Here is a 17,945-nt window from a genome sequence, read left to right on the forward strand (position 1 = left end):
AATGACGGCGCTGGCGCTGCTTTTCGGCCTTACCGCAGCGCTTTATGCTGCGGTGGGGTTTGGAGGCGGGTCGACCTATAATGCGCTGCTGGCGCTCTGGGGGGTCGATTACCGGATACTTCCGGCGATAGCGCTGATCTGCAACATCATCGTCGTGACGGGTGGATCCATACGCTTTGCCCGTGCGGGTCTGGTGCCGTGGCGGAGGCTATGGCCGATCCTGCTCTTATCTGCGCCGCTGGCCTGGGCCGGTGGGCGGATGCCGATATCCGAAGCGCTGTTTACCGGGATGCTTGGGCTGTCACTGTTGGCGGCGGGCCTGCTGCTGCTGTTTCAGCCGGAGCGTAGTGAGGATTTGCCCGATTCCCAGAGCCGCGTGCTGACGCCCATTCTGGGTGCGGGCGTTGGTTTTCTGTCCGGACTTGTCGGCATCGGCGGGGGTATTTTCCTTGCGCCGATCATGCACCTCATTGGCTGGGCACGCGCGAAACGGATCGCGGCATCGGCAAGCGTGTTCATCCTCGTCAATTCCATCGCCGGACTGGTCGGGCAACTGATGAAGATCGACGATCCGGTGCTGGAAGGACAGTTGCTGTCCTATTGGCCGCTCGGCGTCGCGGTCCTGATTGGCGGGCAGCTTGGGAGTCACGTGGGCATCCGCTTGCTCCCGGCGTCACTGGTGCGCCGGGTGACGGCCGTTCTCATACTTTACGTTGCGGTGCGCATGTTGGGGAAATGGGCAGGCTGGTTCTGACCGCGCGTCCTTATCGCATCCAAAAAGGGGTGCGATGTGGACTGGAGCGTTTCCGATTGCGAACCATATAACAAACCGACAGTCCGGCGATGCGCGAATCCGGCAAGGCGCGGGCGCATCACGCCTGTCGCCCGATGGCTCTCGGGCATGACGGTAACACCCAGTCCAGCCGCGACCATCGCCAGCACGCGATCATCCTGAACCGAGCGCAGCGCAAAATGCGGGCGAATGCCCCGCTCGGTGAAATGTCGGCTCGTTTCAGACAGCACTTCGCAATGCCGACGGACGATCATCACGTCGCCTGCCAGTTCCTCTGCCCCGATGACATCGCGGTGGGCCAGTCTATGGGTCGCCGGCACCGCGAGCGCATATCCTTCCTCGATCAATGGTTCTTCCAGAAACCGTTCGCCGCCACGCCTGACCAGAGTCAGGGCCACATCGATTCTGCCCTGTCCCAGATGCCGGACCAGTTCCCGCTCGCTGCCTTCGAGCAGTTCGATCTGGGTGCAGGCCTGTGCCGCAGCGGTAACCGCTGGCGTGACCAAATGGCTCGCAACGCTGCCCAGCCAACCGATACGCAATAGGTTGTCTCAACGCCACTGACCGCTTGCTGCGCGAGCAGAAACTCCGTCTCGATCTTCCGGGCATGGCCAAGAAAGCGTGACCCCGCATCGGTGAGGCCAACACGCTGATTGGACCGCATGAACAGTGCGGCGCCCACCAATCGCTCCAGTTTGGCTATGCCGACTGATAATGTGGGTTGCGACACGTTGCAGTGACTGGCTGCTCGCGAGAAAGTGCCGTGGTCTACCACTGCAAGAAAATAGCGAAGAAGATATCGATCGATCATAGACCGTGTCTATACACTCCTTGTCCGTCTTTCAATTTTCCACCGCATCGAAATGTCGCTATCCTGCCTACCAATAGGAGAGCCACGCATGACCGACTTCGATTTCGCCCTAGGCGAGACCGCCGACATGATCCGCGACACGACACGCCGATTTTCCGCCGAGAAGATCGCACCGATCGCGGCGAAGATAGACGCCGACGACTGGTTTCCCCGCGAATTATGGCCCGCCATGGGCGCATTGGGCCTTCACGGCATCACGGTTTCGGAAGAAGATGGCGGGCTGGGGCTGGGCTATCTGGAACATGTCATCGCCTGCGAAGAAGTGTCGCGGGCATCGGCTTCCGTCGGCTTGTCCTACGGCGCGCACAGCAATCTGTGCATCAATCAGATCGCGCGCTGGGCCAATCCTGAGCAGAAAGCGAAATATCTCCCCGGCCTGATTTCCGGTGAGCATGTTGGCAGCCTAGCAATGTCGGAGGCGGGCGCCGGATCCGATGTCGTCGGCATGAAACTGCGCGCGGACAAGGTGGATGGTGGTTATCGCCTGAACGGCACCAAATTCTGGATCACGAATGCCGCCTATGCCGACACGCTGGTCGTCTATGCCAAGTCCGATCCGGCGGCTGGATCGCGGGGGATCACGGCGTTCCTGATCGAGAAGGATTTCACGGGCTTCTCCATCGGGCAGAAGATCGACAAGATGGGGATGCGTGGATCGCCGACCGCGGAGTTGGTGTTCGACGATTGCTTCGTGCCGGACGAGAACGTCATGGGACCGGCAGGCGGCGGCGTAGGCGTGCTGATGAGCGGCCTGGATTATGAGCGGTTGGTGCTGTCGGGGATTCAGCTTGGTATCATGCAGGCGTGCCTCGATACGGTCATCCCTTATGTTCGGGAGCGCAAGCAGTTCGGCAAGGCGATCGGCACGTTCCAACTAATGCAGGCGAAGGTTGCCGACATGTACGTCGCGCTCAGTTCTGCGCGGGCTTATGTCTATGCTGTGGCGCGGTCGTGCGATGCGGGCAAGACGACGCGCTTCGACGCGGCGGGCGCGATCCTGTTGGCGAGCGAGAACGCCGTGAAGGTGGCGCTGGAGGCGGTGCAGGCACTCGGCGGGGCAGGTTATACGAAGGATTGGCCGGTCGAACGCTATCTGCGCGACGCGAAGCTGCTGGATATTGGCGCGGGGACCAACGAAATTCGGCGGATGCTGATCGGTCGCGAACTGATCGGGGGTGAGGCGTGAGCGCACCTGTCCTCCCAACCGCCGTTCAGACCGACAGCGAAACCTTCCGCGCCAATGCGGCCCACAACATCGCGTTGTGCGATGCGCTTTACACCCGCGTGGCGGAGGCGGCGCAAGGCGGCTCGGAAAGCGCGCGCGCGAAACACAGTGCGCGTGGCAAGCTGCTTCCGCGTGGGCGCGTGGAGCGCCTGCTCGATCCGGGTTCGCCGTTCCTTGAGGTCGGGCAACTTGCCGCCAACGGTTTGTATGGCGACGAAGTGCCGGGCGCGGGGATTATTGCCGGGATCGGGCGAGTATCCGGGCGTCAGGTCATGATTGCCTGCAACGATGCCACTGTGAAGGGTGGCACCTATTACCCGATGACCGTGAAGAAGCATCTGCGCGCGCAGGAAATCGCGCAGGCGAACCGGCTGCCGTGCATCTATCTGGTCGATAGCGGTGGCGCGAACCTGCCGCATCAGGCGGAGGTCTTCCCCGACCGCGATCATTTCGGCCGCATCTTCTACAATCAGGCGCAGATGAGCGGCATGGGTATCCCCCAGATCGCTTGCGTCATGGGAAGCTGCACGGCGGGCGGCGCTTATGTGCCTGCCATGTCGGACGAGAGCGTCATCGTGCGCAATCAGGGGACCATCTTCCTCGCCGGGCCGCCTCTGGTGAAGGCGGCGACGGGCGAGGAGATCACCGCAGAGGATCTGGGCGGCGGTGACCTGCACGGGCGCAAGTCCGGCGTGGTCGATCATGTGGCAGAGAATGATGCTCATGCGCTGACGATCGTGCGCGATATCGTGTCGACTTTGCCGGAGAACCGGACGCCTGACATCGCCTTGAAGGAACCGCGTCCGCCCAAATACGATCCCGAAGAACTCTACGGCATCGTCCCGCAGGACGTCCGCGCGCCTTATGATGTGCGCGAAGTCATCGCCCGTATCGTGGACGGCAGCGAGTTTCATGAATTCAAGGCGTTATACGGCACGACTTTGGTCTGCGGCTTTGCGCATATCTGGGGGATGCCGGTCGCGATCCTGGCCAACAATGGCGTGCTGTTCAGCGAAAGCGCGGTCAAGGGCGCGCACTTCATCGAACTGGCGTGTCAGCGGCGTATCCCGCTGCTGTTCCTTCAGAACATCTCCGGCTTCATGGTCGGCGGCAAATATGAGGCCGAGGGGATCGCCAAGCATGGCGCGAAACTCGTCACTGCCGTCGCCACGGCGCAGGTGCCCAAGATCACGGTACTGATCGGCGGCAGCTTTGGCGCAGGCAATTACGGCATGTGCGGCCGCGCCTACGCCCCGCGTTTCCTGTTCAGTTGGCCCAATGCGCGGATCAGCGTGATGGGCGGCGAGCAGGCGGCGAGCGTCCTTGCCACCGTTCATCGCGACGCTACGGAGTGGACACCGGAGGAAGCCGAAGCCTTCAAGGCGCCCGTCCGCCAGAAATATGAGGACGAAGGCAATCCCTATTACGCCACTGCGCGTCTGTGGGACGACGGCGTAATCGACCCTGCGCAGACCCGCGACGTGCTGGGGCTGGCCTTCGCCGCGACGCTCAACGCGCCAGTGCCCGAAAAAGCGTCCTTCGGCGTGTTCAGGATGTGATGACCATGATCCAATCTCTCCTCATCGCCAATCGCGGCGAAATTGCGTGCCGGATCATTCGGACGGCTCGGCAAATGGGCATCCGCACGGTCGCGGTCTATTCCGATGCGGATGCCAAGGCGTTGCATGTGCGGCAGGCGGATGAAGCGGTGCATATCGGGCCGTCGCCTGCGCGCGAAAGCTATCTTGTCGGCGATAAGATCATCGCGGCGGCTAAGGCTACGGGCGCGGAGGCGATCCATCCCGGCTATGGTTTCCTGTCCGAAAATGCCGATTTCGCGCAGGCGGTGATCGACGCAGGATTGGTCTGGGTCGGGCCATCGCCGGACAGCATCCGCGCGATGGGCCTGAAAGATGCGGCCAAGGAACGGATGATCGCAGCGGGCGTCCCGGTCACGCCGGGTTATCTGGGCGAGGATCAGTCCGTAGCGCGATTGAGTGCCGAGGCCGACAGCATTGGCTATCCCGTGCTTATCAAGGCCGTCGCCGGAGGCGGGGGCAAGGGAATGCGGAAGGTCGACAGCGCCGTCGATTTCGCCGATGCGCTGTTGTCCTGCCAGCGCGAAGCTGCGTCCAGTTTCGGTAACGATCAGGTGTTGCTCGAAAAGTGGATCACCAATCCGCGCCATATCGAAGTGCAGGTGTTCGGCGACACCCACGGCAATGTCGTCCACCTGTTCGAGCGGGATTGCTCGTTGCAACGCCGTCACCAGAAGGTGATCGAGGAAGCACCAGCCCCCGGCATGCACGAGGCAACGCGCGAAGCGATCTGCGCCGCCGCCGTGCGCGCGGCCAAGGCTGTCGATTATGTGGGCGCAGGGACCATCGAGTTCATCGCCGACGGATCGGAAGGCCTGCGCGCTGACCGCATCTGGTTCATGGAAATGAACACGCGGTTGCAGGTCGAGCATCCGGTTACGGAAGAGATCACGGGCGTCGATCTGGTCGAATGGCAGTTGCGGGTGGCTTCGGGTGAGGTGTTGCCGAAGCGGCAGGATGAGTTGTCGATCAATGGCCATGCCATTGAGGCAAGGCTGTATGCAGAAAATCCGCTCAATGATTTTCTCCCAAGTACGGGAGTCCTAGAGCGCTATCATATTCCGTATGCTTTGCGCGCTTATGGTTGGTGGGATGCCAATCGGGGTTTTCGGACGAGTCATCGAGATAGCGAAAATCGGGTTCGGATCGATACTGGGGTGTCCGAGGGGGACGCTATATCCCCTTATTATGATCCTATGATTGCCAAGCTCATTTGGCATGATAGCGATAGAGCATTCGCAGCAATAAACCTTAGCTTTGCGCTAAATCAGGTTGAGATTTGGCCTGTGAAACATAACGCGCAATTTGCTGCCTCGTTGATTGGTTGTCCTGAATTTGTCAGCGGTAAAGTCCACACAAGCTTCATTGAGGAAAATGCAAATCTCGGCGATCTAATAAATGGCCCAGAAGAGTGGGATTTGAATGCCGCCGCAGCGCTGTTAGTCGACCAGTTTGATAATAGCGGACCAATAGGCTTTCGTCTCAATGCGGAACGCCGCAACATGGTAAGAATGCGTGTTGGCGGCGATTGTTATGAAGGCGATTTCGAACAAGGTGTTCCTCCCAGTGTGTTGACGTCGATGCAAACAACCGTCGCCGCCGATGGCGGCGTCTATGTTTCGACGTTTGGGACGACGCTTAAATACTCGTTTGATGAGGTGCGAGGAACTGCAGAGGGCGCAGCCTCAGACGGTGCCATCATCTCCCCCATGCCGGGTCGCATAATCGCTTTGCTCGTTTCGGAAGGCGAGGCTGTCACCAAGGGGCAGAAGCTCCTCACCCTTGAGGCCATGAAGATGGAGCATAGCCTTGTCGCGCCTTATGACGGGACGGTGGCTGATCTAAACGCCACCGAAGGCGGGCAGGTGAGTGAAGGTGCGGTGCTGGCCCGGATCGAACCGGTGGGAGGGTAGCGCTTACCGCTCGTTCAACCGCGGCATCAGGTCCACGAAGTTGCAGGGGCGGAAGCGGTTGTCCAACTGCGTGACCAATATCCCGTCCCACGCATCCTTCACCGCCCCGGTCGATCCGGGCAGCGCGAAGATATAGGTGCCGCGCGCGACGCAGGCGGTGGCGCGCGACTGGATCGTGGATGTGCCGATCTTCTCATAACTCAGCCACCGGAACAGTTCCCCGAAGCCGGGAATTTCCTTGTCCAGCACACGGGCAAGCGCTTCAGGCGTCACGTCGCGTCCGGTTACGCCGGTGCCCCCGGTGGTGATGATGCAATCGATCTGCGGATCGTCGATCCACGCATGGAGCCGTGCGACGATGGCATCCTTGTCATCCCGCTCCAGATAGCGCGTGGCGACGACATGACCTGCCGCTTCAATGCGCTCCACAAGCGTATCGCCGGACCTGTCGTCCGCCAGGCTGCGCGTGTCGGAAACGGTCAGTACGGCAATGCGAACGGGCGTGAACGTCACGCTCTCGTCAATAGGCACTAGCGACTTTCCCATTTGCGCTCATGCGCACCAGTGTCGTGCCTTTGGTCGTAGGGAAACGTGGCCACATGCCCTGAGCCATGCCCGTCATGCAATCTGCGCTGCCCTTGGCCTGAAGCTGATACATCCAGTAATTCCGCATAACGATATTCACATAGGCGCGCGTCTCGTAATAAGGCAGCGATTCCATGAAGAGCAGCGGATCGCCGCCATCCTTCACTTCGTAATTCCAGCGTTCGACCGGCGTAGGGCCGGCATTATATGCGGCCATCACCTTGGGCAGCAGACCGCCCGTCGCAGGCATATCGCGCAGTTGTTCGAGATAACGCTGGCCATATTCCATGTTGGTCGATGGCGCATGCAGTTGCGCCATGCTCACCGCGCCGCCATTAACATCGCCTGCCGTGCCGGGTCGCACCTGCATAAGTCCACGCGCACCGGCGCTGCTTACCGCATCGGCACGGAAACCCGATTCCTGTAACGTATGTGCAAAGACGAGCGACGGATCGACGCGCCATCCGCCATCCGGCGTCCATCGCGGTGCGGGGAAGCGGGCAAAGCTGCCCGGCTGCTTACCCGCCGGACCGTTATGCGCCAGCCAAAGCTGGGTTGCGGGCAGGTTTAGCGTCCCCGCCAGCTTCAACAGCGCATCATATTGGGCATTGCCGCCGATACGTGCCTGATAACGCAATGCCTCATCAGCGGACTTGTCCCGCCCAATCCCCGACAAGGCGACAGCCAACCGTGCGTTGGGTGCATCTTTCAGCGCGCGCGGTAGAGCATCGCCTTCGCCGACAGCCAGAATCTGCGCATGCGGCGTAAGGCCTAAGGTCTCGCGCGCCAGCAGTCCGTAGAATGTCTCCTGCGCCTTGGCCGCCACCTTCAGCATTCCAGCGACCTTGGCCGGTTCGCCGCAATTCATGTAGGCGCGCGCAGCCCAATAGGCACCGGCTGCTCGCATGTCGGCATTACCCGCCAGCGCCGCGACATTGGCAAAGGAAGGCCCCGCAGCCCGACAGTCCTTTTGCCGCCACGCCGCAAGCCCGATGGTCCAGTGCGACTGCACCGCCCAATCGCCGCCGGTGTCGTCGATCAGCGCCTTCGTGGCGAGGCGACGCGCGTTGGCGTCGTCATTTTCGATATAATAGGACCATGCCACACGCTGCCGCCATTCGGTGCGCCCTTGCGGCGTCAGCAGAGGTTCGACTGCGGCCACTTCCAGTTCGGCACCCGCCGGATTGTCCGCCTTGATCAGCGGCAAAACCTTGGTGCCCAAGGCTTGCGCGACGACGTCGGTCTTCACAGTTGCGATATATTCACGGCGCGGCGCAGCCCCCAGCCATACCAGCTTCTGCACCTGTGGGAGCGTGGGCAATATTTGCGCACCCCGGCGTTGCGCGAGGCGGCTCAACTGGTCTGCCTGTGGCAGCCACGACGCCTTGTTGACGAGTGCCAGCAAGTCGAACAGTTCGACCTTTGGCGAGTTTTTGGCGAGGTACAGTTCCGCCAGCGCATAGGACCGAACGTCGTCGCCCTCATCCAAGGTGGCGATCTGTGCCTTGGCATCTGGCCAGCGCTGTTCGTCGATGGCCGCGAAGATCGCCCGGTAGCGCATGCGAACATCGCCATTGGCTACCAGAGGCTGCGTTACTTCCGGCGCAATGCGGAGCGTATCGTCGGGAGCAGCCTGAGCGGTGGTGGCGGTAAGGCCAGTGCCTATCAAAGCCAAAGAAACGAGCGACGTACGGATCATGCAGGCTGCGCCTCGATCAAAAGTTGCAATTGGCGCCAGCATCCCCGTTTGGCCGATGGTTGCTTCAGCAGGAAGCGAGGATGCGACGTCGCGATGGCATCGACAGTGCCGCCTTCATGGTTAAGAGGTCGTAAACTAAAGACATTCTCTTCGTCAACCGTCGGCAAAAGCGCACGGCTCGTCTTGTCGCCTAAAATGAGCACCCGCCGTGGACCGACAAGGCTGATGTGATGCCGCATCCTGTTGGCAAGCTGAACGCCATCGCTCTCGCCTATAATACCCCCGGTGGGGCGCATCAGCGCGAGCGACGTGATATACAGATGCTCTCGCTTTTGCCCGATGGCGCACATCATGGCGTCGAACAATCGGCCCGCGTCGCCGCTTAGCAGGGCGCCACCTTCCATGTCTGCAATATCCGGCATGTCACATATAACCATAAGGCCAGGCGCGGGCGAACCGACCGGCAGAACCCGTTTCGCCTGACCCGTCAATTGCGGCCATGCAAGTTCGGGGAGCGCCATGTCGGTCGCCAACCACTCGTGAAACGTCTCCAGAGTAGCGGGCAAAACCGGAGGTAATAACACAAGTGCGGTATCGATAAGCGGAGCCGTAGGCTGAGGGACGGGCTGAAGCCAGTTTACGGGCGTTTCGGAGACAATTGATGTCACACCCGCCATTTCCCACCAGTCGATCAGCGATTCGACTGCGGTATTCGCTTCATGATCCCCCGATCCCAACATATTTAAGGTAAGGCGCAGAGGTTGACGAGCGCGTCAAGAAAAGTCATCGCGCAATCTGTCAAAGCGTTTGCGAAAAACGGTGGTTGGTTGGTCCGGAACAGGCAACTGGAGCAGGGCGGCAGCCACCCCCGAGGAGAATGTCTATGAGTGACCGGGAATCGATGCCGTATGATGTCGTCATCGTTGGGGGTGGCCCTGCGGGACTGAGCGCGGCGATCCGCCTGAAACAAATGGCCAACGAATCTGGCAGCGAAATCGCGGTGTGCGTGTTGGAAAAGGGCTCGGAGATCGGCGCCCACATCCTGTCGGGCGCGGTGATCGACCCCAAGGCGCTGGACGAGCTCCTGCCCGAATGGCGCACCTCCGGCTGCTCGCTGGCCGAAGTCCCGGTGACCGACAATCGCCATTGGGTATTGTCGGAGAAGGGGCAGTTCTCCATGCCGCATATCGCGTTGCCCCCCTTCATGAGCAATGACGGCACCTACACCGGATCGCTGGGCAACCTCTGCCGCTGGCTGGCCGAGCAAGCCGAAGGGCTGGGCGTCGAAATTTTCCCCGGTTTCGCGGCCGCCGAGATTCTTTACAATGACGATGGCTCGGTAAAGGGCGTCGCTACGGGTGACATGGGCATCGCGCGCGATGGCGAGAAGAAGGGCGACTATCAGCCCGGCCTCGAACTCCACGCGAAATATACCTTCTTTGCCGAAGGTGCGCGCGGCCACCTGACCAAGATTTTAAAGCGCCAGTTCGCGCTGGACGCCGATTGCAGCCCGCAAGTTTATGGTCTGGGGATGAAGGAATTGTGGGACATCGATCCTGTCAAGCATCAGTCAGGTCTGGTGATCCATACGCAGGGCTGGCCGCTGACGGACGCCTATGGTGGTGGGTTCCTCTATCATCAGGCAAACGGCCAGGTCGCCTTGGGTTTTGTCGTGGGTCTGGGATACCGCAACCCGCATCTATATCCGTTCGAGGAATTTCAGCGCTGGAAGCAGCATCCCTCGATCCGCCAATATCTGGAGGGTGGGCGTCGCGTGTCCTATGGCGCGCGGGTCATCAACGAAGGCGGCTGGCAGTCCGTGCCGAAGCTGGAGTTCCCCGGCGGCGCGCTGATCGGTTGCTCGGCCGGTTTCGTGAACGTGCCGCGCATCAAGGGCACGCATACAGCGATGAAGTCCGGCATGTTGGCGGCGGAAGCAGCCTTCGCGGCCATCGTAGCCGATCGCAGCAGCGACGAACTGACGAGCTATGGCGAAGCGGTGCGTTCGAGCTGGATTGCCGATGAACTGAAGCTGGTCCGCAATGCCGAGCCGTTGCTCGCCAAGCTCGGCAACAGCATCGGCACCGTTCTGGCGGGCATCGACATGTGGATGCGCACGCTCAAGATCGGCTTGCCCTTCACGCTCAAGCACAAGCCGGACAATGAGAAGCTGTGGCGCAAGGAGCATTGCGCCGAGATTAAATATCCCAAGCCCGATGGCGTCATCAGCTTCGACCGTCTGTCGTCGGTGTTCCTGTCGAACACGAACCATGAGGAGGACCAGCCGGTTCACCTTCAGCTCAAGGATCCGGCGGTTCCGATCAGCTACAATCTGCCGCTCTATGACGAACCTGCGCAACGCTATTGCCCGGCGGGCGTTTACGAAGTCGTGGGTGAGGAAGAGGGATTGCCTCGCTTCCAGATCAACGCGCAGAATTGCGTCCACTGCAAAACATGCGATATCAAAGACCCGACGCAGAACATCAACTGGGTCGTACCGGAAGGCGGCGGAGGACCGAACTATCCCAATATGTAGGCATCTGTTCCCCTTGGCGATACTGGCCACCGCAATGATCCCGGTTGGGGCCGGGGCGGTGGTCGATACGCCTGCGCTCAACGCTTATGCGCGGGCGCGGCTGGCCGATGGGGACGGGGCGCTGACTATTGCGGTGGACGGCTATGCGCAGGCAATGGCTGCCGATCCGGACAACGCAGTGCTGGCGCTGCGGTCCTACCGACAGGCTCTTGAAGCGGGCGATATGGGGCTGGCTTTGCGCTCCGCGCGGGTGCTGGATGCAGCGGGCGTATTGCCGCGAGACGGAACCCTCCTGTTCGCCATCGATGCCTTGAGCCGCAAGGATTGGGATGGTGCGCGCCACTGGGCAGATCGGTTGAAGGCCGAAGAGAATTTCGCCTTCCTCGCGCCGTTTTTGACCAGTTGGGTTTCGGTAGTCGATGGGCCGTATGTGGCGCCGTTGGCGGATGAAAAGAGCCAGTTCGCAACATTGACCGGGCGATACATCGACGAGCATGTGGCGCTGCAGGCGCTTGCTCGTGGGCAACAGGCGGAGGCCGATCCGGCCATTCTTCGCGCCCTGTCGTTGCAGACTTCGACGCAGGTTGGTTTGCGGATAGCCCTTGCGATGCGTTTGACCGCGCTCGGTCGGAGGGACGATGCCGCTGCGCTGCTCAATCGCGATGACCCCGCATTGATAGCTGCCAAGGCGGAACTTGCGACAAATAGGCGGATATCCACTCCCGCGCTGACGCCCGCGCAGGGTTTCGGGCGGACATTTGCACGTCTTGCCGACGATGTGGGCGGCGGCAACAGCCGTTCACTGGCACTCACACTCGCCCGCCTCGCCAGCTTTTCCGATCCCAAAAGCGCGGAAATGCGCGTGGCCCTCGCGCGGCAACTCGCGCTGTCCGATTATTCGGACGCTGCGATTGCCGAAGCGATGAAGGTGCCCCGCGGATCTGTATGGGCGGCGGTTGCCGACGACATCCGCATCAGCGCGCTGTCGCAATCGGGTCGGCAGGATGAAGCGCTGGCGGTTGCGCGCGAGACGGTGGCGCAGCCCGATGCGACCGCCGCACAATATCTGCAACTGGCAAACCTTCTGTCCGATATGAAACAATTCGGCCCCGCCGTGGACGCTTACCGGCAAGCGCAGCAGCGGCTCGCGGGTGGCGTGGCCCCTTGGTCACTCTACCTTCTCGAAGGCAGTGCGCTGGAGCGCGGCGGGCGCTGGGCCGAAGCAAAGGTTGCTCTCGATAAGGCATTGGCGCTCGCGCCCGAAGAGCCCGTCGTACTGAACTATCTCGGCTATGCGCAGGTCGAACGGCGACTGAATGTTCCCGCAGCACTGGCCCTGCTGCGCAAGGCCAGCGCATTGCGCCCCGACGACGCTGCGATAGCAGATTCGCTGGGTTGGGCGCATTATGTCTCGGGCGATGCGCGCAGCGCGGTTCCGGTGCTGGAAAAAGCGGCTGCAGGCGCACCTGATGATGTGACGGTCAACGAACATCTGGGCGATGCTTTGTGGGCGGTCGGTCGGCGCTACGAAGCGCGATACGCCTGGACGGCGGCCAGCACATTTGCCGAGGGGGAAGCGGCAACGCGGATCGGCGGCAAGGTGCGCGGCGGCTACAAACCGGAGCTATCCGCGCCTTGAGCCTTCCTCGATCCGATACCGAAATCGCTTATGCCAAGATCAACCTCGCGCTGCATGTCCGGCGGCGGCGGGATGATGGCTATCACGACATCGAAAGCCTGTTCGCGTTTGCCGAGGATGGCGATGAACTGGCCGCGACGGTGCGCGATGATGGCGCGTTGACCCTAGCCATTGCTGGACCCTTTGCGGCGGGGCTGGATACAGGGCCGGACAATCTGGTCCTGCAGGCCGCAAAGGCTTTGCAGAACTACGCAGGTGTCGGCATAGGTGCCGATATCCGCCTGACCAAGAACCTGCCAGTCGCGTCGGGAATAGGCGGTGGATCGGCAGATGCTGCCGCTACGTTGCGCTTGCTGGGGCGTCTGTGGTCGCTTGATATCGACATGATGGATATCGCCGCAGCTTTGGGGTCCGACGTGCCAGCCTGTCTCGTCAGTCGCACCTTGATGGGCACCGGGCGCGGAGAGGCGCTGGACCTTCGGACGATAGAGGGGCTGTCTGGAATGCCGCTGTTGCTGGTCAATCCGGGTGTCGGCTTATCCACAGCGCCGGTGTTCGCAGGATGGGATACAATCGATAAGGGGCCGCTAGATGCCAGCGATCTTACGACGATCGTGGAGGACGGACGCAATGATCTTTATCCACCCGCCGCCACGCTCGTGCCCGTAATTGCGGATGTAGTTGCGTCGCTATCGGCCCAACCCGGCGTAAAGCTCGCCCGCATGTCCGGTTCCGGCGCCACATGCTTCGCGCTGTTCGCTTCCACAGAAGCCCGCGATGCCGCCGCAGAATCTATGCCGCCCGTATGGTGGACGATGGCGACAAGGATCAGAAGTGCATGAGCGACGCCTTCACCCTCATTCCCGCGCGGGACAGCAACATACTTATCATCGCCGATCACGCATCGGCTTTTGTGCCATCGGACATCGACCTAGGCATCGATCCGGTGCTTCTGAACGAGCACATCGCTGTCGATATCGGCGTGGCGGAAGTGGCGCGACAACTGTGCGCACGCACTGGCTGCGGTGCGGTGCTCGGTGGTTTGTCCCGTTTGGTGATCGACCTCAACCGGGAAGAAGACTCTCCCGGCCTCATTCCGACCGAGAGCGACGGCCACCCCATTGTCGGTAATGTCGATGCTGACCGCGACGCTCGCATCAATCGCTTCTACCGCCCTTATCACGCCGCGGTGACGGCGGCATTGGATGCCATGACGCGCCCCTTCATCCTGTCGTTGCACAGTTTCACGCCGTCATTATCGTCGCGCGATGAGCCGCGCCCGTGGCATATCGGCATACTCTACAACACCGACGACCGCGCAGCGCGTATCGCGATACCCATGCTGGAAGCTGCTAGTCTCAATGTCGGCGATCAGCTTCCCTATTCCGGCACCGTCCTGAACGCGACGATGAATCGCCATGCCGAGGCGCGCGGCATTCCCTATCTGGGCGTCGAGATGCGCCAGGATCTGGTGCGCGATGCCCCAGGACAGGCGCGATTTGCCGATTATCTCGCCCCCGTGATGGAAGCGTGCCGTAACGCTCTTGCGTAAACGCTGCCTTTTTGGAAAGAGGCCCGCACAACGAAGGGCCAATCATGACACATACTTTCGACAAGGCGAAACTTCCCAGCCGTCACGTATCGGTAGGGCCGGAGCGCGCACCGCACCGCAGCTATTACTACGCTATGGGCCTGACCGAGGAAGAGATTGGCCGCCCCTTCGTCGGTATTGCTTCTGCCGGTAACGACAGCGCGCCGTGCAACACGACCCTGAACGATCAGGCTGATATTTGCCGCGATGGCGTCAACCGCGCAGGCGGTATGCCGCGCCGCTTCAACACGATCACCGTGACCGACGGCATCGCGATGGGGCATCAGGGCATGAAAAGCTCGCTCGTCAGCCGCGAAGTCATCGCCGATTCCGTCGAACTGTCCGTGCGTGGCCACTGCTACGATGCGCTGGTGGCCTTTGCTGGATGCGACAAGTCTTTGCCGGGCATGATGATGGCGATGCTGCGCCTCAATGTCCCTTCGATCTTCGTCTATGGCGGATCGATCCTGCCGGGTCATTTCCACGGCAAGGACGTGACCGTGAAGGATGTGTTCGAAGTCGTCGGCAAATATGCCGCCGGAAACTGCCCGTTGAAGGAATTGATGGATCTGGAAAAGGTCGCTTGCCCCGGACACGGCGCATGTGGTGGCCAGTATACCGCCAACACGATGGCGTGCGTGGGCGAAGCAATCGGCCTGTCGCTCCCCAACAGCAATATGGTGCCTGCGCCCTATCAGACGCGTGGCGACATCGCGATTGCAGCAGGCGAGCAGGTCATGGAGTTGCTGGCGCGCAACATTCGTCCGCGCGACATCTGCACGCGCGAAGCGTTCGAGAATGCGGCGCGAGTCGTTGCGGCGACCGGTGGATCGACCAATGGCGGCCTGCACCTTCCCGCCATGGCACACGAAGCGGGCATCGCGTTCGATCTGTTCGACGTGGCCGAAATCTTCAAGACCACACCTTACATCGCTGATCTTCAGCCGGGCGGCCGCTATGTCGCCAAGGATATGTACGATGCCGGTGGCGTCTACATGCTGATGAAGACCTTGCTGGAAAACGACCTTCTGCATGGTGATTGCATGACCGTGACCGGCAAGACGCTGGGCGAGAATATCGATCAGGTGACGTGGAACCCCGATCAGAAGGTCATCTATGATGTGAAGACGCCGCTCAGCCCCACGGGCGGTGTCGTTGGCCTGCGCGGTACGCTGGCGCCCGATGGTGCCATCGTGAAGGTTGCCGGGATGGATCGCTCGCAGTTCACCGGCCCGGCGCAGGTGTTCGATTGCGAAGAAGATTGCTTTGCCGCCGTCGAAGCGCGGCAGATCCGCGAAGGGTCGGTCATCGTGATCCGGTACGAAGGGCCGAAGGGCGGTCCCGGTATGCGGGAGATGCTTTCTACAACGGCGGCGCTCTATGGGCAGGGCATGGGCGAAAGCGTTGCGCTCATCACCGATGGCCGCTTCTCTGGCGCCACGCGCGGCTTCTGCATCGGCCATGTCGGTCCCGAAGCGGCAGAAGGCGGCCCGATCGCATTGGTGCAGGATGGCGACATCATCTCCATCGACGCGGAAGCTGGCACGATTGACCTGAACGTCGACGCCGCTGTGCTGGCAGAACGCCGTGCCGCCTGGCAGCCGCGCGCGCATGATTATCAGTCCGGCGCACTTTGGCGCTATGCGCAGAACGTCGGTCCGGCCTATCAGGGTGCCGTAACGCATCCCGGAGGCAGCGCCGAAACCCATGTCTACGCGGACATCTGACCATTTTCTGATCGCAGCTTTGCTCGTCCTGAGCGGCTGCGATCAGCTTGGTAAAGCCGACACAATGGCGGTTGACCCCAAGTCGCCCGACACGGTTCAGTGTCAGGTCGATGGTGCGGCGAAAGTGGAGCCGGTTTGCCGGAGCGAAGTCACTGGTGACCGATTGACTATCCGCCATCCCGATGGCGGATTTCGCCGTTTTCGGATCGTCGCGGACGGGCGCGGGGTCGTGGCGGCGGACGGGTCCGATCCCGCTGCGGTGACCATTACCCAAGGCGACCGCATCACCGTAAAGGTCGGCACTGATCTCTACGATCTTCAGGCGCAGATAGCATCGCCGAAATGACCGGCCTCGCCATCCTGACCGCAGCAGAAATGCGCGCGGCCGAGCAATCGGTTTTCGCCAGTGGCGTGGCCGAATATGCGTTGATGGAAAAGGCAGGCGCCGCCGCAGCCGACATCATCTGGCGCGCAGGCGGTAAACGCGACACGCTGGTTCTGTGCGGTCCGGGCAACAATGGCGGAGACGGCTTCGTCATCGCCCGCATATTGCGCGGCCACGGCGTCCCGGTGCGTGTTGCCGCGACAGGGGAGAGCCGCACGCCTTCATCGCAGCAGGCGCGCGCCTTGTGGGACGGTCCGGTCGAGGACGTGTTCACTGCATCCCCCGCGACGCAGTTGGTCGATGCCTTGTTCCGCACCGGCCTCACGCGAGGTCTGGATAAGACTCTCGCTGATCGTCTGTCGGCATTGGCCGATGATACCAGCAAAACCTATGCCATCGATCTACCCAGCGGCATCGATACCGATAGCGGCGCGCCTCTGTCCGACGTTCCGCATTTCAATATGTGCATCAGCCTGGGCGCGTTGAAGCCTGCCCATGTTCTCGATCCGTCGGCTTCCCGGTTCGACAGGTTGGTTTGTGCCGACATCGATATTCCCACGCAGAATGCGCGTGTGCGCCTGCTCACGGCCCCGCACCTGACGGCTCCGGCAAAGGACGCGCATAAATATACACGCGGCCTCGTGGCGGTTCTCGCGGGAGCGATGCCGGGCGCTGCTGCTCTCGCTGCGCTGGCTGCGGCGCATGGCGGGGCGGGTTATGTGAAGGTCGGTGCGCCCATACCCATTCCAAGCCTACCTCATGCCATCGTCCAAAACGACGACGAACCCGCAGATGCCTTTGCCGATCCGCGTATCGCCGTCAGTCTCATCGGGCCGGGGCTAGGGCGGGATGGAGCCAGTATCGCCCGCATGGCATCGGCGCTGTCGGCAGGTCATCGGGCGGTAATCGATGCCGATGGACTTCTGGCGTTGAAGTCGCTCGGTTTCGCCGTGCTCCCGCAATGCGCGATCCTGACGCCCCACGCGGGAGAGTTCGAAGCACTGTTCGGTCCACTCGAAGGCAATCCGATTATGCAGGCACAGACCGCCGCCGCCCAATCGGGCGCAGTCGTTGTGCTGAAAGGCGCGCATAGCATTGTCGCTGCCCCCGATGGCCGCGCAGCCGTCTCGCGCCCCGCATCCTCATGGTTATCGACTGCCGGGACGGGCGATGTCTTGGCGGGGTTGTGCGCGGCGCGCCTCGCTGTCACCCACGATCCTTTCCGGGCAGCCTGCGAAGCGGTCTGGCTCCACGGAGAGGCCGCCCGGCGCGCTGGTGCTGCTTTTGTCGCGGATGAATTGATTGCGCAGGTGCCAGCGGCTATCGCGTCCCGCCTGTAACGAAAGACAAGACGCTGACCGACACCGATCTCATCACCCGCCT

At 61.6% G+C, this 17,945-nt stretch carries 13 protein-coding genes and 2 pseudogenes; 11 read left to right on the top strand and 4 right to left on the bottom strand.

Translation table 11 applies throughout. The features are described 5' to 3' along the window. Position 1: 1 nt before the first annotated feature. On the top strand, positions 2-754 hold the full coding sequence (locus tag QMG56_RS15725) for a sulfite exporter TauE/SafE family protein (RefSeq protein ID WP_281823210.1): 753 nt from the start codon (positions 2-4) through the stop codon (positions 752-754). On the opposite strand, the pseudogene QMG56_RS15730 reads toward QMG56_RS15725, so the two are convergent. After that, positions 709-1,604, bottom strand: a pseudogene (locus QMG56_RS15730) (LysR family transcriptional regulator). The gene QMG56_RS15725 and the pseudogene QMG56_RS15730 overlap by 46 nt on opposite strands. Before the next feature lie 88 nt (positions 1,605-1,692). Here QMG56_RS15730 and QMG56_RS15735 point away from each other — a divergent pair. Genes QMG56_RS15735 through QMG56_RS15745 form a run of 3 tightly spaced genes read left to right on the top strand, consistent with a single transcriptional unit; the run spans position 1,693 to position 6,400 of the window. Then, a complete protein-coding gene (locus tag QMG56_RS15735; protein WP_281823211.1) occupies positions 1,693-2,850 on the top strand; it encodes an isovaleryl-CoA dehydrogenase in 1,158 nt (385 codons plus the stop codon). Beyond that, positions 2,847-4,448: a carboxyl transferase domain-containing protein gene (locus QMG56_RS15740; protein WP_230189740.1), complete on the top strand. Its 1,602-nt coding sequence runs from the start codon at positions 2,847-2,849 to the stop codon at positions 4,446-4,448. Before QMG56_RS15735 ends, QMG56_RS15740 begins: the two co-directional genes overlap by 4 nt. A gap of 5 nt (positions 4,449-4,453) precedes the next feature. Continuing rightward, entirely contained in the window at positions 4,454-6,400 is a 1,947-nt protein-coding gene (locus tag QMG56_RS15745) for an acetyl/propionyl/methylcrotonyl-CoA carboxylase subunit alpha (protein ID WP_281823212.1), read from the top strand. Between the two features lie 3 nt (positions 6,401-6,403). Here the strand turns inward: QMG56_RS15745 and moaB are convergent, their stop codons facing one another. The 3 genes and pseudogenes from moaB to QMG56_RS15760 all read right to left on the bottom strand — a co-directional run. After that, positions 6,404-6,931: a molybdenum cofactor biosynthesis protein B gene (gene moaB / locus QMG56_RS15750; protein ID WP_281823294.1), complete on the bottom strand. Its 528-nt coding sequence runs from the start codon at positions 6,929-6,931 to the stop codon at positions 6,404-6,406. Continuing rightward, positions 6,921-8,684 (bottom strand): lytic transglycosylase domain-containing protein, encoded by a 1,764-nt coding sequence (locus tag QMG56_RS15755; RefSeq protein ID WP_281823213.1) that lies wholly within the window; start codon positions 8,682-8,684, stop codon positions 6,921-6,923. Before QMG56_RS15755 ends, moaB begins: the two co-directional genes overlap by 11 nt. A 38-nt stretch (positions 8,685-8,722) precedes the next feature. Beyond that, positions 8,723-9,424 (bottom strand): annotated as a pseudogene (locus QMG56_RS15760) (uracil-DNA glycosylase family protein); the annotation flags it as partial. A gap of 143 nt (positions 9,425-9,567) precedes the next feature. Between QMG56_RS15760 and QMG56_RS15765 the strand changes: the two are divergent. Genes QMG56_RS15765 through QMG56_RS15795 form a run of 7 tightly spaced genes read left to right on the top strand, consistent with a single transcriptional unit; the run spans position 9,568 to position 17,902 of the window. Further along, the gene (locus QMG56_RS15765; protein WP_281823215.1) at positions 9,568-11,220 is read left to right on the top strand and encodes an electron transfer flavoprotein-ubiquinone oxidoreductase; all 1,653 of its coding nucleotides are present in this window, start codon (positions 9,568-9,570) and stop codon (positions 11,218-11,220) included. A 13-nt stretch (positions 11,221-11,233) separates the two neighbouring features. Beyond that, on the top strand, positions 11,234-12,859 hold the full coding sequence (locus QMG56_RS15770) for a hypothetical protein (RefSeq protein ID WP_309298573.1): 1,626 nt from the start codon (positions 11,234-11,236) through the stop codon (positions 12,857-12,859). Next, positions 12,856-13,701 (top strand): 4-(cytidine 5'-diphospho)-2-C-methyl-D-erythritol kinase, encoded by an 846-nt coding sequence (locus QMG56_RS15775; protein WP_281823216.1) that lies wholly within the window; start codon positions 12,856-12,858, stop codon positions 13,699-13,701. The genes QMG56_RS15770 and QMG56_RS15775 overlap by 4 nt, the downstream gene beginning before the upstream one ends. After that, positions 13,698-14,411 (top strand): N-formylglutamate amidohydrolase, encoded by a 714-nt coding sequence (locus QMG56_RS15780; protein WP_281823217.1) that lies wholly within the window; start codon positions 13,698-13,700, stop codon positions 14,409-14,411. Before QMG56_RS15775 ends, QMG56_RS15780 begins: the two co-directional genes overlap by 4 nt. A gap of 44 nt (positions 14,412-14,455) precedes the next feature. Further along, positions 14,456-16,177, top strand: a complete 1,722-nt coding sequence (gene ilvD, locus QMG56_RS15785; RefSeq protein ID WP_281823218.1) for a dihydroxy-acid dehydratase — start codon at positions 14,456-14,458, stop codon at positions 16,175-16,177. Then, on the top strand, positions 16,158-16,523 hold the full coding sequence (locus QMG56_RS15790; RefSeq protein ID WP_281823219.1) for a hypothetical protein: 366 nt from the start codon (positions 16,158-16,160) through the stop codon (positions 16,521-16,523). The genes ilvD and QMG56_RS15790 overlap by 20 nt, the downstream gene beginning before the upstream one ends. Then, positions 16,520-17,902: an NAD(P)H-hydrate dehydratase gene (locus QMG56_RS15795; protein ID WP_281823220.1), complete on the top strand. Its 1,383-nt coding sequence runs from the start codon at positions 16,520-16,522 to the stop codon at positions 17,900-17,902. The genes QMG56_RS15790 and QMG56_RS15795 overlap by 4 nt, the downstream gene beginning before the upstream one ends. Positions 17,903-17,945 lie beyond the last annotated feature (43 nt).

It is taken from the genome of Sphingobium sp. BS19 (assembly GCF_027925545.1).
In the GTDB taxonomy this organism is placed as follows: domain Bacteria; phylum Pseudomonadota; class Alphaproteobacteria; order Sphingomonadales; family Sphingomonadaceae; genus Sphingobium.